Genomic DNA, 23,107 nt, shown 5'->3' with positions numbered 1-23,107 from the left:
CCCCCTCTCCTTTTCGGAAATGCGAATTAAGCATTTTTTGGGGGCCGGGGGGTGAGGCGACTACGAGAACGACGTTGTACATCAACCAGAGAACCGCTCTAAATTGATTACTTCTCCTGGCAAGATGCTCCGCCTTCGCTCAGCATGACCGTTTAACAGCTTCACTGCAAAAATGTAAAAAGCCCCAAGGCCGGCACGGGCCTCGGGGCTTTTTTATTGCAAAGTGCGCGCAGCAAAGGCTTAGAACAGCCCGAACAGGGTGCCGTTGATTTTGTCGATGATGACGCCCAGGTGTTCGGGGTTTTTCACGTAGTCCAGCTCGCTGACGTCCACGATGAGGTGGCGGCCGTGGTTATAGCCGGCAATCCACTTCTCGTAGTGCTCGTTGAGGTTTTTGAGGTACTCGATGCTGATGCTGTTCTCGTAGTCGCGGCCGCGCTTCTCAATCTGGTTGATGAGCTTAGACAGGTCGGCACGCAGGTAGAGCAGCAGGTCGGGCGGCTCCACCAGGCTTATCATCGACTCGAACAAGGCGTAGTAGTTGTTGAAGTCGCGGGTTTCGAGCAGGCCCGACTCGTGCAGGTTGGCGGCGAAGATGTGGGCATCCTCGTAGATGGTACGGTCCTGAATAATGCCGCGCCCGGCCTTCTGCAGCTCCTTTATCTGCTGCGTCTGCCGGAAGCGGCCATTGAGAAAGTACACCTGCAGGTGAAATGCCCAGCGGGGCATGTCGTGGTAAAAATCCTTGAGGTAAGGATTGTCATCCACGTCTTCCAGGAATACTTCCCAGCGAAAATGATGAGCCAACTTGTGGGCCAGCGTGGTTTTACCGGCGCCAATGTTGCCGACGATGGCAATGTGCATACGCTACGAACAGAAATAAACGAGGGAACGGCAGAATCCCAAAGGTAAGCGGCGGCTCAGGATGCGGCGCTATTGGAAATACACAAAAAATGGCTTAATGTTGGTTGCGTTTCCACCTTTCCGCCAGCGGCTACTTTCCATGCTTGCTACAGATTATACCCACCTGCTTACCCTGCCCGATGCGCACGGGGCCCCGCTGGCCGAATACCTACACTACCCGGCCGATGAGCTCCTGCACGTTCGCTGGCACGGGCAGCTCACCAGCACCGAGGTCATCCGCGTGGTCCAGCACGGCGGGCAGTGGCGGCAGCAGCTGACCTACACCCGGCTGCTCAACGACAAGCGCGATGCCGGCGGCGACTGGAGCGAGGCCTTACCCTGGCTGCAGTACGAATGGCTGCCCCAGGCCCTGGCCGTGGGCATCAAGGCCCTGGCTTACGTGCTGTCGCCGCGCCACGAGAATGGCCTGGCCACGCAGCAGTTTGTGCAGGCCGTGCGCCCCCACCTTGCCATTGAGCTGTTCGACGACCTGGACGAAGCCGTGGCATGGCTGCGCCGGCAGTGAGCCCCGAAGCCTGGCAATACCCTTTTTATCCTACCTGCAGCTGGGCAAAAAACCCTTGCTCCACATGCCTGCCGCAGCAGCTTGTGCAGCGCGCCCGGAGCAAGGATTCTTCGTAGGCCACTCAGCGGCGAGCTCGCCAGCCGCCTACTCCCCTACCTTACGAATGCCTTTCAGCGTGCGAAACTCGGCTTGAAAGGCGCGGATGCGAACCCGCTCCTCCATGGGCAGCTCGCTGTGCACCTGCTGGTAGCGGGCGGTGAGGCGAGCCAGCACCCGGTCGGCGTCGCTCCAGTTGCGGTAAGTCCAGCCCCGCCGCTCCTCGCGGGTGGTGCTGATGAAGCGCTCAAACAAGTCGGGCAGCTCGTCGGCGCGGGCCTTGCTCAGGTCGATGTTCTCGCTGAGCAGGTGCTTCTGCACGTCCTCGTCGTGCTGGGCCGTGCTGGCCGGAGTGGTGGCAGTAGCAGCCGGCTTGGTTTGGGCCTGCCCGTGCAGGGCTGTGCCCAGTACCAGCAGAGGCAGTAAAAGGAAGGTTTTCATAAAGGCTGAAGTAAAGGGGATAAAACCGGCCGCGACCAACGCAATTGCTGGGCCAAGCGTAAGCCCAACATTTCCCTTGTTCCGGATTTTCGCTGCAATTTCGTGTTTTGCGAATTATGACCACTGCCCCCACTGCCCCGCCGCGCATTGAGCCGGCCACGCTCCGCGACATTCCCACCATTATTGAGCTGGCCGAAGCTACCTGGGAGCCCACCTACCGCTTCATCATCTCACGGGAGCAGATTGAGTACATGTACCGGGTGATTTACACGCCGGCCTCGCTCAAGCGGCAGATGAGCGAGCAGCAGCACACCTTTCTGCTGGCTTATGTAGATGGCAAGCCGGCCGGCTATGCCTCCTTTGGGCCCCTGCCCCAGCCCAACGGCCGCACGGCCTACAAGCTGCACAAGATTTACGTGCTGCCCAGCCGGCAGGGCCAGGGCCTGGGCGTGCACCTGATTGAAGCCGTGGAAAAAGCGGCCCGCGACGCCGGCGGCCCCTTCCTGGAGCTGAACGTAAACCGCTACAACCCCGCCATCAGCTTCTACGAGCGCCGCGGCTTCGTGCGCCACCGCGAGGAAGACATTCCGATTGGGCCCTACTTCATGAACGACTTCGTGCTGCGCAAGGAGCTGGGAGGTTGAGCTGTGAGCTGTGAGTTATGAATTATGAATTATGAATTATGAATTATGAATTATGAATTATGAATTATGAATTATGAATTATGAATTATGAATTAAACTCCTTCTGACTGAAACGGAACAGGAAGCGTAGCTTTGACCATTGCGGAGCAGTTGCTCCAAGCCTGATGAAAAAATAACTCATAATTCATAACTCCCTTCACCACCATGTCCATCAAACTCACCGTTCTTTCCAATGGCTCGCTCCGCGTAGAGGGCGAAAATATTGAGCTAGTAGATGCCCAGGGCCAGCCCTATGGCCTGGGCGGCCGCCAGCGCATCAGCATCTGCCGCTGCGGCCTGAGCAAGCAGAAGCCGTTCTGCGACGGCTCCCACAAAGGGCATTTCGAGCATAATGCCGAAGCCTTCGACCTGCCCGCGCCCAAGGTATAAGGCCGCATGCTGCCGGACCATGCACAACAAAAAAACGCCTGCTGGTTCAGCAGGCGTTTTTTTGTTGGTACCAGAAAGCGTTTTCCGCCAGACTTTACCAGGCTTAGAAGCCGCTTACGTTGAGGCGGCCGCCGGTTACGCACTTGCCCGTGAGGGAAGAGGTAGGCACCGTGCTGCCCAGGATGGCAGCTTTAATATCGGCAGCCGTAGCACCAGCGTGCGTAGAAGCATAGAGCGCGGCCGCGCCGGATACGTGCGGGGTAGCCATGGAAGTGCCGTTGTACGACGAGTAATTGCTGAAGGCCGTGGTGGACCACACGCCCGAGCCGGGTGCGCCCAGGTCGACAGTGGTAGCGCCGTAGTTCGAGAAGCTCGATTTGGCACCTGCCGACGTGATGGCGGCTACTGCAATTACGTTAGCCTGGGGCAGGTTAGAAGGGTAGCTGGCGGTTACGTCGTTGTCATCGCCCACACCGTCGCTGCCACCGTTGCCGGCTGCGGCAATGAAGAGGATGTTGCGGGTGTTGGCACGGTCAACGGCGTCGGACAAGGCCTGCGAGAAGCCGCCACCGCCCCAGGAGTTGTTGCTGGCCACAATGTTCATGCCGTGGCGGGATTTCAGGTCATTGAGGTAATCCACGGCCTTTACGGCGTTGGCGGTAGTGCCACCGTTGCGGCCCAGGAACTTGCAGGAAATCATGGTCACGGCCCAGTTTACACCAGCTACGCCTTCGGAGTTGGCCGAAGCGCCAATGGTGCCGGCCACGTGCGTGCCGTGGTCGTCAAGGGCACCACGGGTACCACCATCATACACGCTGTTGTTGTTGCCGTCGAAGTCCCAGCCATTGATATCGTCAATGTAGCCGTTGCCGTCGTTGTCCACGCCGTCAGCCGGGTCGTAGGGGTTCACCCACACGTTTGCCTTCAGGTCGGGGTGGCTAACCTGGACGCCTTCGTCGATGATACCCATCACCACCGTCTTCGAGCCGGTGTGGCCCACGGCCCAAGCAGCGGCGGCACCCGAACCATACTGGTTGGCGGGCGATGTGTTGCTGCCATACATGCCCCACAGAGAACCATTGGTAAAGTAGGGGTCAGAGGAAACAGCCTGGTGGGTGTAGATAAAGTTAGGCTCGGCATACGCTACGTCGCCCCCTTTCAGCAGGCCCACCGCTTCCAGGGTTGCCAGCGGGGTGCGTACCAGCAGCAACGCTTCGGTTTCGCCCGACTTCTCCATGGCTTTGGTGAAGATGGTTTCGCTGATTTCGCCGCTTACCTTGGCTAAAGCAGCAGCTTTGACGCTGGCAGAGGTGCCGTTTTTAAATTTTACCAGCACCTCATTGGCCACATAATTCAGGCCGGCTTCACCGCTGACGGCTGCGCTTTCGTTGGCCGCTGCCGAAGGGCCTTCAACAGTCTTTTCGCAGCTTGCCAGGGCAAATAGGCCAAGCAGGGCAGCCATCGCAATGCATTTGTTGGTCATGGAAGGGAAGTTGTTTTTCATGAAAATGGAAGTGAAGGTTAGCAATTATTTGCGCCTATTACAGACACTTCGATTACAAAGTTGCGTTTTTATTGAAAAATTTTCACAAAACGTCTCATAATATCATAAAAACACTTACCACAATTTCACAAAACAAGTCCATTTCACAAGCCGCGCTCAATTAGTGCTCCACCACTGCTACTCAACGCGCAACTGCCTTATTAACATTAACTTAATATGCAGGCGCACGACATCACCCATGCTGCGGCAGCGGTCAAAGTGCGGGGCCTTGTAGTGCTGGTTGAGCTCCTGGCAGAGCTGCTGGATTTTTTCGGGCGGGGCCAGCTCGTCCTGGCGCATGGCGTCGAACAGGTCTTTAAGGCGGTAGCGCTCGGTGCGCACGCGGCGGGCAATGAGGGTGCGCTCCTCGGCCTGGTACTGGCGCACGGTTTCGGGCTTGAGGTTGCGGGCGCACATCTCCACCACGGGGTTGTTGTCTTTGAAAAACTGCGGCAGGTACATGGTGCGCCGGCCCTCGTAGCTCTGCTGGTCAAAGTCGATGGCCCGCACGCGGTACTGCTCGTCCTCAAAGTCGGGGGTGATGGCGATGACGTAGTTGTAGGCGCGCATGTCGCCGAGCAGGCGCACAAAGCAGCGCTCGTTGAACTTGACAAACTCCTTGGCCAGGCGCACCTGGTTGAGGTGGGGCTGCGGCAGGCGGTGCTTGATGAAGTCGTCGCCGGGAATGCCCACGATGTGCTCCTCAATCAGGGTCTCGCCATCCACCAGGTAGTTGATGCGGTTGGGCGAGAGCAGGTGCTCCAGCTCCAGGCCGTAGAGCCGGGAAGCATCGGCTTTCTTGACGTAGAAGTAGTCGTAGTTGTCGTTGAGCAGGTTGACGATGCGCACCCGGAACGGATTGGAGTTGCCGAAGTGGCAGTAGTCGACGCGGTCGGCCACGAGGTGGGCCGAAAACGAGGGGTCGCCGGCAATGCGCAGCTGCACATACACCTCCGTTAGTCCCTCACTGAGCTCGCGCAGGGTGCTGGGCTCGTAAAACACGGTTTGCCAGAGGGTGTCATTCCCGGCCCGGTCGTGGCGCGGGAAGCTGCCGCTGAAGCGCAGCAGGTCGGAGTAGGTAACTGGCAGCTTGGCGCGACGGTCGTAGTCTTCCAGGTAGCGCAGCAGCAGCGGGCTGACGGGGTAGCTGGGCTTTTTCCGGGAGATGTCCATGGAGGCAATGAGCGAATGGGTGAATGGCTGAATGGGCGTGATTTTCCGACCATCTTATCACCTGTGCTCACCGATTTAACGAGACGAATTCGAAAAAGAACGGGCGAATGGCCAAATGAAAAAATCATTCGCTCATTCACCCATTCGCTCATTCACCCATTGATTAGGAGAGGCTGTTTACCAGCTCTACGTACTGTTGGCGGGCAGCGTCTTTGCTGGTGCCGCGCAGGCCGGTCCAGGCGTCGTACTTGGCAATGGCTTTAAAGTCGAAGCCGCCGGGCCGGTCGCCGGATACGTCGCCTTCGGTGGCTTGCTTGTAGAGGGCGTAGAGCTGGAGCAGCACCATGTTGGAGGGCTTGCTGGGCAGCTGCTGGGCGCGCTGGGCGGCGGCTTCGAAATCTTCTTGCGTGGTCATGGGATGAGGATTTAGGCTCCTGAAACGCTCAGGAAGGCCCGCAACTTACGCGCAAAAGCCGTATTCGGGTGGCAGGGCTTAGCGGATGATGACGGCGTGGATTTTAAAATCCATCACGACCCCGTTGTTGTAAAGCCAAAGTCTTACCCGGTTGTCGTCGAGGTGCTCGTAGCTGACGGCCGCGTTGGGGCGCGAGGAGCCGGGGTTTATTGCTTCGGCCGTTACCATTACCAGGGGCTTAAAACCCAGGTTGTGGGTCCAGGTCCAGGAGTAGGCCCCGCCGGTTGCGGCCGTGACCTGGTTGCCGGTAGTCGTATGCGGCTGGCCCAGGGCCCCGTCGGTCCCGCGGATGGCCAGCAGTGTGGATTGGTGGGCGCTGAAGTTGCGCAGCACGATGTTATCGGTGCTTATGCGGCCGCTCACGTCGAGCCTTTCCACTGGCGCGGTGGTGCCCACCCCTACCCGGCCATCTCCGCCCACGTAAAGGTCCGTCACGAACTGGTTGCTACCGGTGGCGGTGGTCAGGTCGAACACATTGACGCGGCCAATTTCGAAGCGCTGGTTGATGGCCCGCCAGATGCCGCCTTCGCGGCCGGCGTATTTCATCAGCCCCACCCGGCGCTGCCCGCCTTCATCCACTACAAAGCCGTTGTTTTCGGCGTTGACGTAAGCCGTGCCGTTGACTTCGAGCCGGGTACCGGGGCTTTGGGTGCCAATGCCGACGTTGCCACCACTGACAACGCTGAGACGGGGCTCGAAGTTGGTGTAGAGGTCGAGGCCAAAGCGGTTGGCGCTACCCGAAACACGGTTGGAAGCCAGCCCTGATAAGCTGCCGGTACCACCGAGCTGCAGCCCATTCGTAAGGCCCGTATTCGCTCCCGCCTGGTCAATGGCCAGGGAATTCAGCACCCAGACTTGCCCGGAAGAGCTGATGCGCAGGTGCTCGTCGTAGCCGCCCCCGGGTCTGGATGTGAAAAAGCGGTGCGTGCCCGTGTTGAAACCAGTTTGCTGGCTGAGGCCGGCATAATAGGCCAGCTGCCCGCCGCCAACATGGCTGATTCTGGAGCCGCCGGCCCCGGCAGTTGTCAGCAGAATCTTGTCGCCGTCGGCCGTCTGAAACGCCAGGGGCTGGGTAGCCTGGTGGTTGCCCAGGTTGTCGGCCGGGGCCGTGACGCTGCTGGGAATGTGCACCCAGCTGCCCCCGATGGCATACCAGAAGCCCTTGCGAAAGTTGGTCTGGAACACCATCAGCCCATCCGGCGGGCTGGCAATGGCCACCCGGGCAGCTGAATCCAGGCGGGGAATGAGCAGGCCCTTGCCGCTAGCGGCAATGTCGAGCGCAGCGGCCGGATGCGGCACGTCGGTGCCAATGCCAATGGACTGGGCCCGGGCAGCCGACGCCGAAAGCAGCAGGCAGGCTGCGCCAGCCCCAATGGCCCATAAGCCATTGAGAGTGAAGCTTGTTGTCATAGAAAAACGAGAAGAAGAAAGGTAGCGCAAGGTAGATGCGAATTCTGTAGGATTCAAGCGGCTACATAGTCAGGCATCAGCCCCGCAATGGGAACACCGCCCCGGGGCGCCTGGCTGGTCGGCCAGAACAAGTGTTGGGTAGCCACCCGGCAGCTTGTACCTTGGCGTCCTATTCACTTCCTTATGACCGTAACCATTACGCATGCCCTGGCCGTGACGGCCCTGCTCCTGCTCAGTCCGGCTGCATTCGCCCAAAAAACCTACCTGCACTGCGGGCAGCTGCTCGACGTGCGCAGCGGCAAGCTGCTCAAGCAGCAAACCATTGTGGTGGAAAAGGACCGGATAACGGCCGTGCAAAGCGGCTACACCCCGGCTGCCGGGCCCCAGGACAAGGTTATCAACCTGGAAAGCCGTACGGTGCTGCCCGGCCTGATTGACTGCCACGTGCACGTGGAAGGCGAAACCAGCAAAGACAATTTCCTCAAGGAGTTCACCCAGAACCCGGCCGACGTGGCTTACCAGGCCCTGGGCTACGCCCGCACCACCCTGCTGGCCGGCTTTACCACGGTGCGCGACCTGGGCGGCTCGGGTGTAAACGTGAGCTTGCGCAATGCCATCAACCGCGGGCAGGTGGTGGGGCCGCGCATCTTCACGGCGGGCAAGGCCATTTCCGGCACGGGTGGGCACATGGACCCCACCAACGGCTACCGCTTGGACTTGATGGGCGTGCCCGGCCCCGCCGAGGGCGTGGTAAACGGCCCCGACCAAGCCCGGCAGGCCGTGCGCGAGCAGTACAAGCGCGGCGCCGACGTTATCAAGATTGCCTCTACCGGCGGGGTACTCTCAGTAGCCAAAGACGGCTCGGCCCCGCAGATGACGGAAGAGGAAATCCGGGCCGTGGTGGAAACCGCCCGCGACCTGGGCCTGGTGGTGGCCTGCCACGCCCACGGCGCCGAGGGCATGAAACGGGCCGTGCGGGCGGGCGTGACCAGCATCGAGCACGGCACGCTGATGGACGACGAAACCATGAAGCTGATGAAGCAGAAAGGCACCTGGTACGTGCCCACCATCACGGCCGGCAAGTCGGTGGCCGACTCGGCCAAGATTCCCAACTACTACCCGGCCCTGGTGACGCCTAAGGCCCTGGCCATTGGCCCCAAGCTGCAGGGCACCTTCGGCCGGGCCTACAAGGCCGGGGTCAAAATCGCCTTCGGCACCGACGCCAGCGTGTACCGCCACGGCGTGAATGCCCTGGAGTTTGGCTACATGACCGAAGCCGGCATGCCCGCCCTGGAGGCCATTCGCTCGGCCACCCTGAGTGCCGCCGAGCTGCTGGGCCAGACGGCCAACCTGGGCAGCCTCGAAGCCGGCAAGCTGGCCGACGTGGTGGCCTTCGACGGCGACCCGCTGCAGGACATTTCGGCTTTGATGCGCCCGAAATTCGTGATGAAGGCGGGCGTAACGTACCGACAGGAATAGTAGTGGTGTGAGGGGAAGCAGAGGCTGCTTCGTTTGCTAATTGTACCGTTTCGCTGGCAGAAGATAACCTGCTGTGCTCAGCAATTTTTATTGTAACTTCTTTAGCTTGGAAGCATGTTTGTACTCCAGTTTTTCATAGCCTGCTGTTTAATCTTATCATTCGCAGGCCCTATTCTACTTGCCGCATATACGGTTCCAGCGGATAGTGCTTGGCGAAAGGTGCTCACAGGAATCGCTGTTCTCATTACGGTAGTTGTAGTATCAGGGCTCTCCTTAATGCTAAAGCCTGACAACAACGTGTAGCTGTTGGCATTAGCGGGTAATCGTAGCTGGTGCCGCTACACAGCAGCCACGCTCCATTTTCTAAACTGTCCCTGCTGGCGCGCGTCTGCGACGCGTGCCCTTCGGTTTCGCGTCTGTGACGCGACGGTTGAACGAGCAAACGAGGCAGCGCGGACAGTTCGCGTCGCAGACGCGGTGCCGGGAAGCACGTGTGGCAGACACGCGCCAGTGGCGCTGCCTCGTTTGCTAATTCTACCCTTTTCGTAAACCCACGCTTAATTCCACCTTATGAAACGCATGTTGTTCTTGTGGATGCTGGCTATGCTCACCTTACAGCCTGTAAGCGCTCAAAACCCCGCTGGTCTGACCCTTCAGATTATTCCCACCGAGTATTCCAGCCGCATCTCCCCCGATGCCTCTATTAGCTTCAGCACGCACGGCCACTTCCATGTGCTGCTCACCAACACCTCTACAACGCCGCTGCGCTTCTTTGAAGAATGGAACAGTTGGGGTGAGTCGGCCCTCTCCTTTGAAATAACCTACCCCAATGGCCAAACCGTCCGCTCGCAAAAACGGCCACAGCTGCTCCGGGAAAAGAACGCTCCCACTACCATTACCGTGGAGCCCGGCGGCTTCTATGTCTTGGATGTGACGTTCACCCCGACTGAGTGGCAGTTGTCCCCCCGCCTGGAAAAGAAATTCGGCAAAAGCATGCGCTGTCGGATGCGGGCCATTTATGCTATTGAGCCCAGCGAAGACGCTCGTAAGGAAGATACTTGGACCGGAACGGTTAGCTCATCAGAAAGAGTGTATACCATTTGGCCCTAATACACATTTCCCTCCTTTCACCAAACAGGCTTAAGTTTAGGGCACCACCGTTTCAGTGAACAGCCAACTCTGCTTCCGCTATCTTGAGGCTTTAAACCCATCCCATGCCCCGCAGCACTGGTCCTCTTCTATGCCTACTCAGCCTGGCGGCCCTCTGCCTTGCCTGTGGGTGCCGGTGGTTTGAGACCGAAGAGCAGCTGCAGCAACTCTACAACCAATCCGATGAGGTCTTTGCCGGGCAACCCCTCGCGGCTATTCCACCCGGAGAGCCGGGCATGAGCAAACGCTTTTTGGGCGGGTATGATGTGCTGCTGCGCGTCACCCGCCGGCTCAAGGGCCAGACCCGACGCGATACCCTGCTGGTGCTACAAGGCTATGATAATTGCGCCCGCAAATTCGTAAAAGGCGACACCGTGTATGTCTTTGCGCACACCGTCCGTCACGTGCAGGCACTGCCCCGAGAGGACGAGGAAGACGAGGGGGAGGACTCCTACTTCGACGAGCAGCTCCAAACCTACTACAAAAGCGGCGGGACCTTCCGCGTGAAGCGCTATCAGAAATGGGCCCGGCGATACCCGGCCGTGGCAACGAACCAATGTATTTCCTTCACGAACCAGCACGCGCTGGTGCCTGCTTTTTTTCGCGCAAAAAAGGATAAGTAGTGGGAAATCACCAAGCGTTAGGCAGCTTTTCGACACTTTCGCTGAACAGCAAAAGTGTTCGGTTCTTTGGCGGCCAAATAGCATTTAACACCTGTTTCTGCCCTGCATGTACAAATTTAACTTGATGGGAGGGCTCCTACTCGTCGTGCTCTGCTGCGCGGTGTTGCCTGGCAAGCTCGTCGAGCGCAAAGTAGCCGAAGCAGGCCAGCTGGTTTCCGTGGAAGTGGTACAAGTGGACTGCAACGCTTCGCCGGCTTTCCGGTTTGTGCACTTCCGCTTCCACGGCCAGTCGTATTCGCTCCGGATTGCCCCCGAAACCTGCCAACGCCTTCGAGCTGGCCAACGCATGCAGCTCCAGCACTTGGACGCGCATCCGAAGGTGTTTATAGTGCCGGGCCGCTACAGCCCAGGGGAAAGTCTTTCTTGGGGTGCTCTGTTTCTAGTGGGAGGCTATGCCATCCTCAACAGCGTGCGAAACCTTCGGAGACAAGCTGCTTAAAGGCTCCATTTCCTAAACTGTCAGCAGCGGCTCAGTACAAGGCGCTAGCAGGCTGCCACAATACCCGGCGAGTTTAAGAAACTCGTCTACGAATCAAAGTTTACGAAACTCAACAAATAGATGAGTTTCGTAAACTCATCTATTCCCCAGTTTCACGCTCTTTATCTACATGGCTTATCATTACTCTGAAGGATTGACTACCGGTTAAGCCGAGTGGAGCACAACTCCCTGCCAGGCAGCTTTCAGCGTTTCTTTCCGAAAGAGCACAGCGCTTAAAAAGACAAATGAAAAAGGGCCTCCCGCTGACGCAGGAGGCCCTTTTCACTTAAGCGCGGCGGGCTATTCCAGCACCACGCGCTTGGTAACCGGGGCGGCCGTGCCGGCCTGTACGCGCAGGGTGTACACACCGGCGGCGAGGCCGGCGGCATCTAATGCTACGGCAGTGGCATCAGCCGTGGCCTGCTGGGAGACGCGGCGCACCTGCTGGCCCAGGCTGTTGAACACGGTTACGGTGACGGCCTTGGCGGCGGTGGGCACCAGCACGGTGAACTTGCCCTGGGCCGGGTTAGGGAACACGCTGATGCGGGCAGCTTCCAGGGCACTGTTGCTGGCCAGGGGCGCAGCGGCGGGCTCAAACACCAGGGCAAAGCGGCCGGTGAGCGGCGCCGCGGTAGCAGCGAAGGTGTAGCTGGGCTGCTGGCTCAGGTTGATGCGCTGGCCGGTGCTGGCGTCGAGCAGGTACACCGTGCCGGGCAGGTTGCGAAGGGCTGCGGCCGAGAAAGTGTAGCTGCCGGCGGCGGGCACCTCCACGCGCAGGGGCAGCACGGTGCTGCCCGTGAGCAGGGGCAGGCCGTTGATGGCCAGGGCGTCGGTACCGGCCAGCGAGGCCAGGTTCAGGCCGTGGGGGTTGCTGAGCTTCACGGCATCGTACTGGGCATCGGCTGCGGCGGGGGCGCCGGCCTGGAAGTACACAATGGCTTCGTCGCTGATGCCGGCACCGCTTAGCTGCAGCTGCAGCATGGCGCGGGTGTCCACGGCGTCGCGGCGGAAGGGCACCTGCTGGGTGAAGTCGGTGAGGCGCTGGCTGTTGCGGAAGGTGAGCGTGCCGCTGGGCTGGCCGCTGCTTACGCGCACGAAGAAGCCCTGGCCCATGGCAATGCGGGAGCTGCCGCCCATGCCATTCACGAAGCTGCGGTAGCTGCCGCCATACTGGCTGCTGCTTTCAAACACGTACATGGCATTGTCGAGGCCGCTGCGGTCGGCGGCGGCCACCTGGCTCCAGTCCATGGGGCTGGGGTACGGGTTGCCTACCAGGTGCCAGCCGCCGTTGGCGCCGCCCACGCGGGTCAGGGTCAGGCTGCGGTTGCCGTTGTTGGGGGCACCCACAAAATCCACGAGCGCCGAGGCGGGGATGTTAACGGTGTAGCCGCGGCCCGGCACCATGGTGCCGGTGGGCACAAACCAGCCTTTGTCGAAGTCGGAGATACCCGTAGCCGGGCTGGTGTTGATGCGGCTTTCGTCGTAGCCAAACACGTTGGGGAAGGGCGTGATGGCGCCGGGGTTAGCGGCCGTATTGTAGGCCGTGTTCAGCACCGGCGAGAAGCCGGCCGTGGTCAGGTCGGCAAACGTGGTGCTTTGCACCGGCGAGCTGTAGTGGCGGTAGCCGGCGCCGGCGTTCAGGCTGGGGTTGATGGCGCGCTGCACCGTAACCGTGCCGTTCACTACGCCGCCCGTGTTGTCAATCAGAGCCGAGGCGCTGGGCGTCGAGAGCAGGGTGAGCATGTTGCCGTTGGTGTTGAGGTTACCGTTTTGCAGGCGCACCACCTGGCCCACGGATACGGCCTGCGACAAGGTCACGCCGCTGGCGTTGTTGACGCCCAGTCCGCCTACTACGGCGGGCAGGCCCGAGCCCGTCACCTGGGGCGTGATGCCCAGGTAGGCGTAGCCGGCCGTGCTGCCGAAGTTGCGGGTTGTGGTTTGCACGTTGCCGCTGGCCCCGCTGGCCGTAATGCCCTGGGGCGAGGTAATGGCCAGGATGCCCAGGCCGCTAACCACGGTGGCACCGCTGCCGGTAACGTTGGCGCCGGGCAGGGGCGCAAAGCCGGCCGTGCCCTGCACCTGGAAGGTGCCGGTTATGTCGAGCGGCGAGTTAATGGTGGCCTGGCCGCTGGCCGTCACCGTCACGTTGTTGTACTCCCCGGCGATGTCGCGGGTGTCGGGCACGGTCAGGTTGCCGCGCTGGGCGGTGAAGAACTGGTTGCCGGGGAAGTTGAGCAAGTCCACGGTCAGGGGCGAGACGCCGCCATTGCCGCTGCCGTCGGCACCCAGGTTGCCGGTGCCCATGGGCAGGCCGCCCAGGGTCTGGTTAGACAGGTAGTCGTAGCCACCGTTGGTGATGAGGGCCATCACGTGAATGGGCGTGGTGCCGGTGATGCCGGCGCCCAGCGCGCTGAGGGGAATGCGCAGCTCTACGCCCGTCATTACTGCCGCGGGGTTGCCCACGGCCATGTCGGATACCCCGGCGGTGTTGGAGTTGTTAAACGAAAGCTCCCCCATCGCGCCCCCGCCGAAGTCCAGCATCTGGGTGAAGGCATTGCCGCTGGTGCTCAGGTAGGTGCCGCTACCACCGGCCCCGTTCATGGGTGCAAAGTTGGCAAACAGTGAGCCGCCGCCGTGGTTCAGCGACAGGAAGGACTCCGGCCGGAAGCCGCGGTCGAAGGCCAGGCCAGCCAGGTTGTTGGAGGCGCCAAAGTCCACGCTGGGGTTGCTCGCCGAGAACGAAGTTTGCCCGGCGTTGGGGTCGGCATCGAAGAAGAGCACCAGCTTGTTGCCGTTGCCTTCCAGGTTGCCGGTCAGCGTCAGGTACAGGTCGGTAGCCGTCATGCGCACGTAGGCCGCGTTCAGCTCGCTTTGGTTGTCGCCAAAGCCGGTGGGCGTGGTTTGCACGGCCTTGGGCGCCCCGTAGAGGCTGGCGTCCACCATGCCATCGAGCACCACCTGCCCGTCGGCTACGCCGGTGCCGCTCATGCTTACCGTTAGGGTCGGGTTGGTGGGGTCGTTGGAGCTGATGGTGAGCGTACCCGTGGCGGCCCCGGCCGCGCTGGGGTCGAAGGTGATGGTCACGTTGGCAGAGGCCCCGGCCGCCACCGTGAACGCGTTGGCCGACGCCGTGAAGGCGGCGTTGTTCGACACGATGCTGCTCACGTTAAGCGGAGCGGCCCCGTTGTTGGCAATGTTGACGGTGCGGGTAGCGCTACCGCCCGTCACGGCCACGTTGAAGAAGCTCAGCGAGCTGGGCGACACCGCGATTTGCGGCTGCATGGCTGCCATGCCGTTGGCCACGGTCACAAACTGGTTGCCGGCGAAGCTGCCGAAGTTGATGCCAGCCGTGCCGCCCGTGTAGCCGCCACTGCCATTGCCGCCGAGGTTGCCCTGCGGAGCCGGCAATCCGGCCAGCACCTGGTTCGACACGTAGTCGTGCCCGCCACCATTCACGAAGACATTGATTTTGATATCGCCGTTGCCGACGGAAGTTCCCAGCGCCGACAGCGGAATGCGCAGCTCGATACCCGTGCTTACGGCAGCAGCAGCCATGGCATTGGCGGCCGCCGAGCCGCCCCCGGCTACCCCGGCCATGTTGGCGTTGTTGATGGCCGCCTCCCCAGTGCCCGACATGGCCACCACGCTGTTAAAGTTCAGGGCTTGCGGACTGCCCATGCCGTTGGCGACGGCGCCCGTGGCGCCGCCCCCGGCCGTGGGCAGCACCACGTAGTCGGCCTGCAGGGTGCTGCCATTATGGTAAACGGTCAGGCCAAAATCCGCCGAAAAGCCACTGTCGAACGTGAGCCCGTTCATGACGGCGGCGTACCCGGAGTTGCTGCCCAGGGTGTTCTGCCCCCCGCTGCGGGTGTCGAAGAACAGCTCCAGCTTGTTGCCGTTGGCCTCCAGGTTGCCACCGATAAAGATGTAGAGGTCGGACCCGACAATCTGGGCGTGGATGTTGTTGAGCTCGCTCTGGTTGTCGCCAAAGCCCGTTTCCACGGTTTGCAGAGCCAGCGCCGCCGGGTACGAAGCATCGCGGGTGCCGTCTACGGTCTGTGCCATCGCGGGGGCGGCCCCCAGCAAGGTTACCGCGGTAAGGGACGCCAGTCCCCTGGCCTTCCATTGTAACAATGACTTCATAGTAAAAAATGGGAAAGTGGTGGATACTCCCCGCCGCCAAAGTCAGCGCTCCAGCGGCGGGTTGATTGTGTTGAGGGGGCGAAATCTAGAAGTTATTTACTTGTTATCCAAAAAGTAAGGAAAACGTCACCGCAATCGATTGCGGTAAATTGTCTGCCTTTTTTGCTGGGACTTTCTCTATTTACGCCCCTGTCTTTTTAAATAAAATTCAGCTAGTTACCGCAGCAGCTCCTGCAGCTGCCCACTAGCAACGCCTTAGCTTACCGAAACCGATTGCGTAACCAGCTGTTGGCCCCGGCCGCAGGCGGCTTGCTGCCCGTAGCAGGCCCACAGAAAGCCGCGTCCGAGCTGCCGCTTTCGGGCCTTGGTGCTTGCATCAGGGGCCAAAAAAGAGCCCCGGCGATGTGCCGGGGCTCTTTTTTTGGGCGAAAGCACGTGGCTTACTCCACCACCAGCTTGGCCGTAGCGGCACCGCAGCGCACGGTGTAGAGGCCCGTGGACAGGCCGCCCAGGTCGAGCACAGCGGTGTGGGCGCCGGCCGGCAGCAGCTGCTCACGCACGGCGCGGCCCAGGGCATCGTGCAGGCGTACTACTCGTGCGGCGGGCTGGGCCAGCAGCGTGAGCGTGGCCTGGCTGCGAGCCGGGTTGGGGTAGAGCGCCAGCGCGGCGGCCTGGGCCGAAGCCGTGCCCAGCAGGCCGTTGGCCGGGCCAAACACCAGGGCAAACCGGCCGCTCATCGTACCGGCCTGGCCAGCCGTGAAGCTGTAGGCCGGCTGCAGGCCCAGGTCCTGGCGGGTGCCGGTGGCCGCATCGTGCAAGTAAGCCGTGAGGCCAGCCGGCAGGTTGCTCAGCACAGCTGTGAAGCTGGCGGCTCCGGCCGAAGGCACCTGCACCGTCAGCGGCAGCACCGTGCCCGCCGTCAGGGCCGGGCGGCCGTCGATGGCCAGCTGCTCCGTTCCGCTCAGCGTGGCCAGGTTCAGGCCCGAGGGGTTGGCCATTTTCACGGCGTCGAAAGCGGCATCCACCTGGGGTGTAGCACCGGCTTCGGCGTACACGTGGGCCACATCGCTCAGGCCGGCGGCCTGCAGGCGCAGCGCCACCTGCGGGCGGGTATCGGCCGTGCCGCGGCGGAAGGGCACCTGGCTGGCAAAGCTGGTGAGGCGGCCGCCGCGGGCAAAGCTCAGGGCCGAGTTCTGGCCGGCTACGCTCATGCGCACGAAGAAGCCCTGGCCGGCAGCCAGCAGGGGGCTACCGCTGCCAATGCCGTTTACAAAGGCCCGGTACTGACCGCCGTAGGTGCTGGTGCTTTCAAACACGTAGTTGGCCGCGTCCAGGTTGATACGCGCCTGGGCGCCTGGCACGCTCAGGTCGAAGGGCGAGGGATAGGGGTTGCCCACCAGCACCCAGCCGGCGTCGGCCTGCGGGCCGCGGCCCGGGCTGATGAAGCGCCCGGGCTGGCCCTGGTTGAACGACGAGCCCGTGAAGGTGAGCACTGCCGAGGCCGGCACGTGCACCGTGTAGCCGTGAGCCGGCGCCATCGGCGTGCTGGCCGTGGGCACTACCCAGCCTTTGGAGAAAGCGTCGAGGTTGTTGGTGGCCGTGCTCAGGCGGGTCTGGTCGTAGCCAAACACATTGGGGAAGGGCGTCACGCTGGTGGGTGTAGCCGAGGTGTTGTAGGCCTGGTTGAGCACGGGCGTGAAGCCGGTGGTGGCCAGCTGCCCGATGGTCATGTCGGGAATGGGCGAGCTGAAGTGGCGGTAGCCGGCACCGGGGTTGAGGCTGGGGGTTATGTAGCGCTCCATGCGGCAGGTGCCGGTATTGGCCAGCACCGAGCCGTTGCCGTCGTTGTGAATCAGGGCCGTGCCGGCGGCACTTGAGCGCAGCGTGAGCGTGCGCCCGCCCAGGTCGAGGTTGCCGTAATTGAAGTCGGGCGTGGTGATGCGCAGCACCTGGGCAATGGCCAGGCTGTTGGTCAGCGTCAGGTTGCCGCCGGTGGTCGACACAATCAGCTCGCGCACCTGGGCGGGCAGGCCGGGGCCGGTTGCCTGGGCCACGGTGCCGTTGTAGAGGTAGAGGGCGTCGTTGGAGTAGCTGCGCATGCCGCTCACCTGCACGGCACCGGTGGTGTCGCTGAGGCTGATGCCGTTCACGTTGCAGATGCCCAGCGTGGCGCCGGCCTGCAGCACGAAGCTGCCGGCACCGGTCAGGCGCTCACAGGCGGTGAGCAGCTGGCCGCCGCCTTGTACCGTGAGGGTGCCGTTCACGCGTAGGGGGCCGCCCAGGGTGGCGGTGCCCGTGCCGGTGATGGTCACGTTGTTGTAGGTGCCGCTGATGGCCTGGGCCGTGCTCACCGTCAGGTCGGGAACGGTTACCGTGAAGCTGGCGGTGCTGGTGGCCGTACCACCTGCGGTCGTTACGCTCAGCGTACCCGAGCCGGCCCCGGCGGGAACCACGGCGGTGATGCTGATAGCCGAGTTCACAGCGAAGCTGCTGGCGGCCGTGCCGTTGAAGCGCACGGCCGTGGCGCCGCTGAAGTTCGAACCCGAAATGTTCACGCTGGTGCCTACCGGACCTGAAGCCGGAGTAAACGAGGCAATGGTCGGGGCCGGAACAGTTACCGTGAAGCTGCCGGTACTGGTTGCCGTGCCGCTGGGCGTAGTCACGCTGATGGTCCCCGTAGTTGTACCGGCTGCTACCGTGGCCGTAATCTGCGTAGCCGAGTTCACCGTGAACGAAGCAGCGGCTGTGCCATTGAAGCGCACCGCCGAAGCACCCGTGAGGCTGTTGCCATTAATCGTAACTACCGTGCCCACCGGGCCGCTGGTGGGAGCAAAGCTGCTAATCAACGGCAGCGTGGTAACCGTGAAGGCAGTAGCGCTGAAGGCCGTGCTGCCGCCCGTGTTTACGCCAATGGGACCGGTAGTAGCGCCGGCCGGCACCGTGGCCGTAATCTGCGTAGCCGAGTTCACCACGAAGCTGGCCATGCTCGAGCCCGTGTTGAAGGTCACGAACTGCACGCCCAGGAAATGGTCGCCGGTGATGACCACCGAAGTACCCACCGGACCCGAGGCCGGCGAGAACGAGTACACCACCGGGTTGGGGTTAACCGTGAAGCTGGTGCTGCTCGTGGCCGTGCCGCCGGGCGTGGTCACGCTGATGGGGCCCGACGTAGCGCCACTGGGCACGCTCACCGTGATGCTGGTGGCCGAGCTCACCGTGAAAGCCGGGGCGTTGGTACCGTTGAACGTCACGGCCGTGGCGCCGCTGAAGTTGCTGCCGCTAAGCACCACGTTCTGCCCCACCGGTCCGCTGCCGGGTGAGAACGAGGCAATGACCGGAGCCGGAATAACGGTGAAGCTGCTGGTCGAAGTAGCCGTGCCGCCCGGTGTGGTTACGCTGATAGCACCGGTAGTAGTTCCGGCCGCTAAAGTAGCGGTGATAGACGTCGCCGAATTCACGGTGAAGGAGCTGGCCGCCGTGCCATTGAAGGCTACTGCGGTGGCGCCGCTGAAGCTCGTGCCGGTGATGGTGACGCTGGTGCCCACCGGCCCCGAAGCGGGCGTGAAGCTCGCAATGGCCGGCGCCGGAATTACCGTGAAGCTGCCCGTGCTGGTGGCCGTGCCACCGGGCGTGGTTACCCTGATGGTACCACTGGTCGTGCCGGCTGCCACAGTTGCCGTAATCTGCGTAGCCGAGTTCACCGTGAAGCTGGCGGCGGTGCCATTAAAGGCCACCGCCGTAGCGCCCGTGAACTCCGAGCCGGTGATGGTCACGCTGGTGCCCACCGGGCCCGAGGCCGGGGTGAAGCTGCTAATAGCCAGCACAGCCCCTACCGTGAAGCTGGTGCTGCTGGTAGTAGTGCCGCTGGCCGTGGTTACGCTAATAGGACCCGTGGTAGCGCCTGCGGGCACTGTCACGGTAATTTGAGTGCCAGCACCGTTCACCGTGAAGCCCGGCGCGTTGGTGCCGTTGAAGGCCACGCTGGTAGCTCCTGAGAAGTAGCTCCCGGTGATGGTGACGCTGGTACTGGCGCCGCCGCTGCTGGGCGTGAAGGAAGCAATGGCGGGCAGGTTATAATAAGGCGTTACTGTGAGGAAGGCATCTACTGCGGAAGCAGGCAGCGAGTAAACCGGCACGGTGCCTGCCACCAGCGCAGTGGGCATGGCATAGCTGGAGCCCCCCCCGGCGTTATAATTGTTATAACCGGAAGAGGAAGCTGCACCGCCCCCTCCATAATAGCCGCCCCCTCCACCGGGAGAACCAATGTAAGTACCATTTCCCCCGCTGCCGCCTTCACCCAGGCTTCCCGCATAGCCACTGTAGGAACCGTTTGCGCCGCCGCTCCCGCCACTGCTGGTGGTACCGGCTCCGCCATCCCAGGGGCTACCTGTAGATGTGCCTGCGTCGGCGCCTACAGCAGCGCCCCCGGCAATCACCAGTCGGTTGTTGATGGTGCTGGAGAGGGAGCTTCCGGCAAGCGGGTCGAAGCTGCTGGCTCCGCTAATGCGGCGGATGTCGGTGGCACCTCCGCCCCCCTGTCCTCCATACCCGCTGGACGAGCTGGCGCTGCCGCCCGCGCCGCCCCCATTGAACCCACCCGGGCCCGCATAGTTGGGCGTCATATAGTCGGCAATAGTACCGCGGCCGCCCACTACTACGGTGAGGTATTCTCCTGGCACTACCGCGATACGGGCTTCGACACGCCCGCCTTTTTTGTCAAATCCGCCGGTTGCGCCCTGGGCTACTACCTGCAGCTGGGTTACGCCCGCCGGCACCTGGTAGGCCCGGGCATAGCCCGTTGACTGGACAAATGGATTGGGGCCTGCAAACTGGAAGGTTGTCGGCGTACCCGTGCTCATCAGAATAAAATTGCCGCTGGAAGTCAACGTACCACCGGGCAGGGTAATGCTAATCGGTCCATTGGTGGCGCCAGTCGGCACATTCACCGTAATGGTATGCCCATCGCCACTTACCGTGAAGCCGGGGGCGTTGGTGCCATTAAAGGAAACCGCCGTGGCGCCGGTCAGGTCCCAGCCGGAAATAGTTACCGTCTGGCCCACCGGGCCGCTCATGGGGTTGATGCCGGTCAGGGCCGGCGAAGTAGCATCGTATTCCCCGTAGTAGGCCGTTACCTTGCTGCCATCGCCTACCGTGGTGAAGCTGCCGCCTGCGTGCAGCACATTACCACCCGAGCCGGCCAGCGCCGTTACGGTGCTGTTCAGGCCCGTACCCAGGCTGCTCCAGCTCGTACCATCCCACTTGGCAATGTAGTCGGCCGGAGCACCGCTCCCGCCGGCCGCGGTAAACATGCCCCCGATATACAGGGCCGGGCCCACGATGGCCAGGGAGTATACCATACCGGTGGTGCCGGTCATCGACAGCTGGCTCCAGGCGTTGCCCACGGCAGTCCAGGCAGTTCCATTCCATTTAGCCAGGTTGCGGACGTAGCTACTGTTGATGCCTAGGTCACCGCCGGCGTACACGGTGCCATTTGCTGCCACCGCCAGGGCATAAGCGGTACCATTCAGGGTGTTGCCCAGTGCAGCCCAGGCGCTGCCGTTCCACCGGGCCACCTGAACAGTGCTGCTGCCGCCGGCTAGCGAGAACATGCCGCCAGCGTATAGGTTGCTGCCCGACAATGCCAGGGCAAACACGCTGCCACTCAGGCTGCCGCCAACCCCGCTCCAGGCGTTGCCGTTCCATTTGGCCAGGGGCCCCGTGTTTACGCCGCCGGCCTGGTTGAACTGGCCGCCCGCATATACCTCCAGGCCTTGGGCAAGCAAGGCCCGCACGCTAAAGTTGGTGCCACTGCCTACCGCGCTCCAGGCGTTGCCGTTCCACTTGGCAATGTTTCCCGCGGCCAGGCCACCGGCCTGGGTGAAGTCGCCACCCGCGTACAGCGAGCCGTTGCTATCCACCGCCAGCGCGAATACGGTGCCGTTGATGCCCGTGCCCAGGCTGCTCCAGCTGCTGCCATTCCAGCGGGCTACCCGGCTGGCGGCTACACTGCCGGCAGTGGTAAAGTCGCCCCCCACGTATACATCGGGGCCGTGCACAGCAATGGCGTAAATATCAGAGGTAAAACCGGCGCCAAAGCGGCTCCAGGCTGCTCCGTTCCATTTTGCTACCCGGCTGGCCCCTACCCCGCCCGCGGCAGTGAAAGAGCCCCCGGCATACAGCTCCGTACCCACGGCAGTCAGCCCGTACACGGTACCGTTTACGCTGTTGCCTACCGTGGCCCAGGCCGTGCCGCTCCAGCGCGCTATGTAGCTGGCCGACAAGCCGCCCGCCTGGTAAAAGCTGCCGCCTACGTAGAGGTCGGCACCGATTATCGTAAGGGAATATACGTAGCTATTGACGCCGGCACCCAGTGCAGTCCAGGTGGTTCCGCCCGTCCAGCGGGCAATATTGCTGGCCGTTACGGCACCGGCCGTGGAGAAAGTACCGCCGGCATAAACCGAGGTACCCGAGATGGCCAGGGCGTACACCGTGCCGTTTACCCCGGCCCCCATGCTGCTCCAGGCCGTGCCGCTCCAGCGGGCTACCCGGCTGGCGCTTGCACCGCCCGCGGTGCTGAAGCTGCCACCAGCATAGACTACCGAGCCGGAAACGGCCAGGGCTCTTACTTCATCGTTCACGCCCGTGCCCAAAGCACTCCAGGCGCTGCCGTTCCAGCGGGCTACCCGGCTGGCACCCACGCTCCCAATGGCAGTGAAGGCGCCAGCCGCGTACAGGTCGGTTCCTGATACCGCCAGGGCGTACACCGTGCCGTTGGCGCCGCCCATGCTGCTCCAGGCCGTGCCGTTCCAGCGCGCAAGGCTATTCACGGTGATGCCACCGGCCTGCGAGAAGCTGCCGCCCACGTACAGGGTCGAGCCGCTGAGGGCCAGGGCTTGTACGTTGCCGCTGGTGCCCGTGCCCAGGCTGCTCCAGGCCGTGCCGTCCCACTTGGCAATGTAGCGGGCTACTACGGTACCCGCCGCGGTAATGCTGAAGTTGCCGCCCACGTAAACTTCCGTGCCGTTGGTCGCAACGGCGTTTACGGTGCCATTCACGCCGGGCAGGCCAAAGCCGTCCTGCCACTTTTCGTCGCCCGCACCCGTAATGCCGGCGGCTTTGAATACGGGCCGCCCATCCGGGCCGGTGCGCATGCGGAAGCCGCTGGGGTTGAAGGTGCCGCTAAGGCCCGAAAGCAGCGTGCCGTCAGGGTTCAGGGCTTCGGCAAGGGAAGGCGTAGCACCCGTGCCACCTGGTCCGGAACCGGCCCAGGCTGGAGTGGCCAAGGCCCAGGCTACCACTAACAGCAGCGCCCAACGGGTCAGCCTGCCTAGCGCCGACAAAACGGGAATAGAATTGTTCATATGAACGTAAAAAAAATGGGGGAATAAAATCCAACAAAGGTCTCTCTCCCTGCTACCCGGTCACAATACCTACTTTCGGGTATTTTGCAACCCAAGTGCCCATACCAAAGCACCGTGCAAGCGGCCAAATGCCTGGCCCACTTTTGTACTTTACCAGGTAATCAAACCTTTACC

At 62.1% G+C, this 23,107-nt stretch carries 15 protein-coding genes; 6 read left to right on the top strand and 9 right to left on the bottom strand.

Features of this window, described 5'->3' with window-relative positions; genetic code table 11:
• Positions 1-240: 240 nt before the first annotated feature.
• On the bottom strand, positions 241-864 hold the full coding sequence (locus ABD919_RS23410; protein ID WP_345238524.1) for a deoxynucleoside kinase: 624 nt from the start codon (positions 862-864) through the stop codon (positions 241-243).
• Between the two features lie 139 nt (positions 865-1,003).
• Between ABD919_RS23410 and ABD919_RS23405 the strand changes: the two genes are divergently transcribed.
• The gene (locus tag ABD919_RS23405) at positions 1,004-1,429 is read left to right on the top strand and encodes a hypothetical protein (RefSeq protein ID WP_345238523.1); all 426 of its coding nucleotides are present in this window, start codon (positions 1,004-1,006) and stop codon (positions 1,427-1,429) included.
• A gap of 144 nt (positions 1,430-1,573) precedes the next feature.
• On the opposite strand, the gene ABD919_RS23400 is transcribed toward ABD919_RS23405, so the two are convergent.
• On the bottom strand, positions 1,574-1,966 hold the full coding sequence (locus ABD919_RS23400) for a hypothetical protein (RefSeq protein ID WP_345238522.1): 393 nt from the start codon (positions 1,964-1,966) through the stop codon (positions 1,574-1,576).
• Positions 1,967-2,082: 116 nt separating this feature from the next.
• On the opposite strand from ABD919_RS23400, the gene ABD919_RS23395 reads away from it, so the two are divergent.
• Together ABD919_RS23395 and ABD919_RS23390 are read left to right on the top strand one after the other, a co-directional pair.
• Positions 2,083-2,610 (top strand): GNAT family N-acetyltransferase, encoded by a 528-nt coding sequence (locus tag ABD919_RS23395; protein WP_345238520.1) that lies wholly within the window; start codon positions 2,083-2,085, stop codon positions 2,608-2,610.
• 204 nt (positions 2,611-2,814) lie between these two features.
• Positions 2,815-3,039: a CDGSH iron-sulfur domain-containing protein gene (locus ABD919_RS23390; RefSeq protein WP_345238519.1), complete on the top strand. Its 225-nt coding sequence runs from the start codon at positions 2,815-2,817 to the stop codon at positions 3,037-3,039.
• 103 nt (positions 3,040-3,142) lie between these two features.
• Here ABD919_RS23390 and ABD919_RS23385 read toward each other — a convergent pair whose 3' ends face one another.
• The 4 genes from ABD919_RS23385 to ABD919_RS23370 all read right to left on the bottom strand — a co-directional run bounded on the left by ABD919_RS23385 (position 3,143) and on the right by ABD919_RS23370 (position 7,640).
• Positions 3,143-4,543, bottom strand: a complete 1,401-nt coding sequence (locus ABD919_RS23385) for a S8 family peptidase (protein ID WP_345238518.1) — start codon at positions 4,541-4,543, stop codon at positions 3,143-3,145.
• 177 nt (positions 4,544-4,720) lie between these two features.
• Complete coding sequence (locus ABD919_RS23380; protein WP_345238517.1) at positions 4,721-5,755, bottom strand: hypothetical protein; 1,035 nt, start codon at positions 5,753-5,755, stop codon at positions 4,721-4,723.
• A gap of 163 nt (positions 5,756-5,918) precedes the next feature.
• Positions 5,919-6,170 (bottom strand): acyl-CoA-binding protein, encoded by a 252-nt coding sequence (locus ABD919_RS23375; RefSeq protein WP_345238516.1) that lies wholly within the window; start codon positions 6,168-6,170, stop codon positions 5,919-5,921.
• Between the two features lie 78 nt (positions 6,171-6,248).
• Positions 6,249-7,640, bottom strand: coding sequence for a hypothetical protein (locus ABD919_RS23370; RefSeq protein WP_345238515.1), 1,392 nt, complete (start codon positions 7,638-7,640; stop codon positions 6,249-6,251).
• A gap of 183 nt (positions 7,641-7,823) precedes the next feature.
• Between ABD919_RS23370 and ABD919_RS23365 the strand changes: the two genes are divergently transcribed.
• From ABD919_RS23365 to ABD919_RS23355, 3 genes are all read left to right on the top strand, one after another.
• Positions 7,824-9,119, top strand: a complete 1,296-nt coding sequence (locus tag ABD919_RS23365; RefSeq protein ID WP_345238514.1) for a metal-dependent hydrolase family protein — start codon at positions 7,824-7,826, stop codon at positions 9,117-9,119.
• A 570-nt stretch (positions 9,120-9,689) separates the two neighbouring features.
• On the top strand, positions 9,690-10,229 hold the full coding sequence (locus ABD919_RS23360; protein ID WP_345238513.1) for a hypothetical protein: 540 nt from the start codon (positions 9,690-9,692) through the stop codon (positions 10,227-10,229).
• Positions 10,230-10,333: 104 nt separating this feature from the next.
• Positions 10,334-10,891 carry a hypothetical protein gene (locus ABD919_RS23355; protein WP_345238512.1) on the top strand — a complete coding sequence of 186 codons (558 nt, stop codon included), beginning with the start codon at positions 10,334-10,336 and terminating at the stop codon, positions 10,889-10,891.
• Between the two features lie 136 nt (positions 10,892-11,027).
• Here ABD919_RS23355 and ABD919_RS23350 read toward each other — a convergent pair whose 3' ends face one another.
• From ABD919_RS23350 to ABD919_RS23340, 3 genes are all read right to left on the bottom strand, one after another.
• Positions 11,028-11,264: a hypothetical protein gene (locus ABD919_RS23350; protein ID WP_345238511.1), complete on the bottom strand. Its 237-nt coding sequence runs from the start codon at positions 11,262-11,264 to the stop codon at positions 11,028-11,030.
• A 465-nt stretch (positions 11,265-11,729) separates the two neighbouring features.
• Positions 11,730-15,572 (bottom strand): choice-of-anchor D domain-containing protein, encoded by a 3,843-nt coding sequence (locus ABD919_RS23345; protein WP_345238510.1) that lies wholly within the window; start codon positions 15,570-15,572, stop codon positions 11,730-11,732.
• A 440-nt stretch (positions 15,573-16,012) separates the two neighbouring features.
• A complete protein-coding gene (locus tag ABD919_RS23340; RefSeq protein WP_345238509.1) occupies positions 16,013-22,933 on the bottom strand; it encodes an IPT/TIG domain-containing protein in 6,921 nt (2,306 codons plus the stop codon).
• Between the last annotated feature and the right edge of the window lie 174 nt (positions 22,934-23,107).

The sequence above is a fragment of the Hymenobacter saemangeumensis genome, from assembly GCF_039541835.1.
In the GTDB taxonomy this organism is placed as follows: Bacteria; Bacteroidota; Bacteroidia; order Cytophagales; family Hymenobacteraceae; genus Hymenobacter; species Hymenobacter saemangeumensis.
Note: the sequence above shows the minus strand (reverse complement) of the source record. Positions and strands in the feature narration are given on the sequence as shown.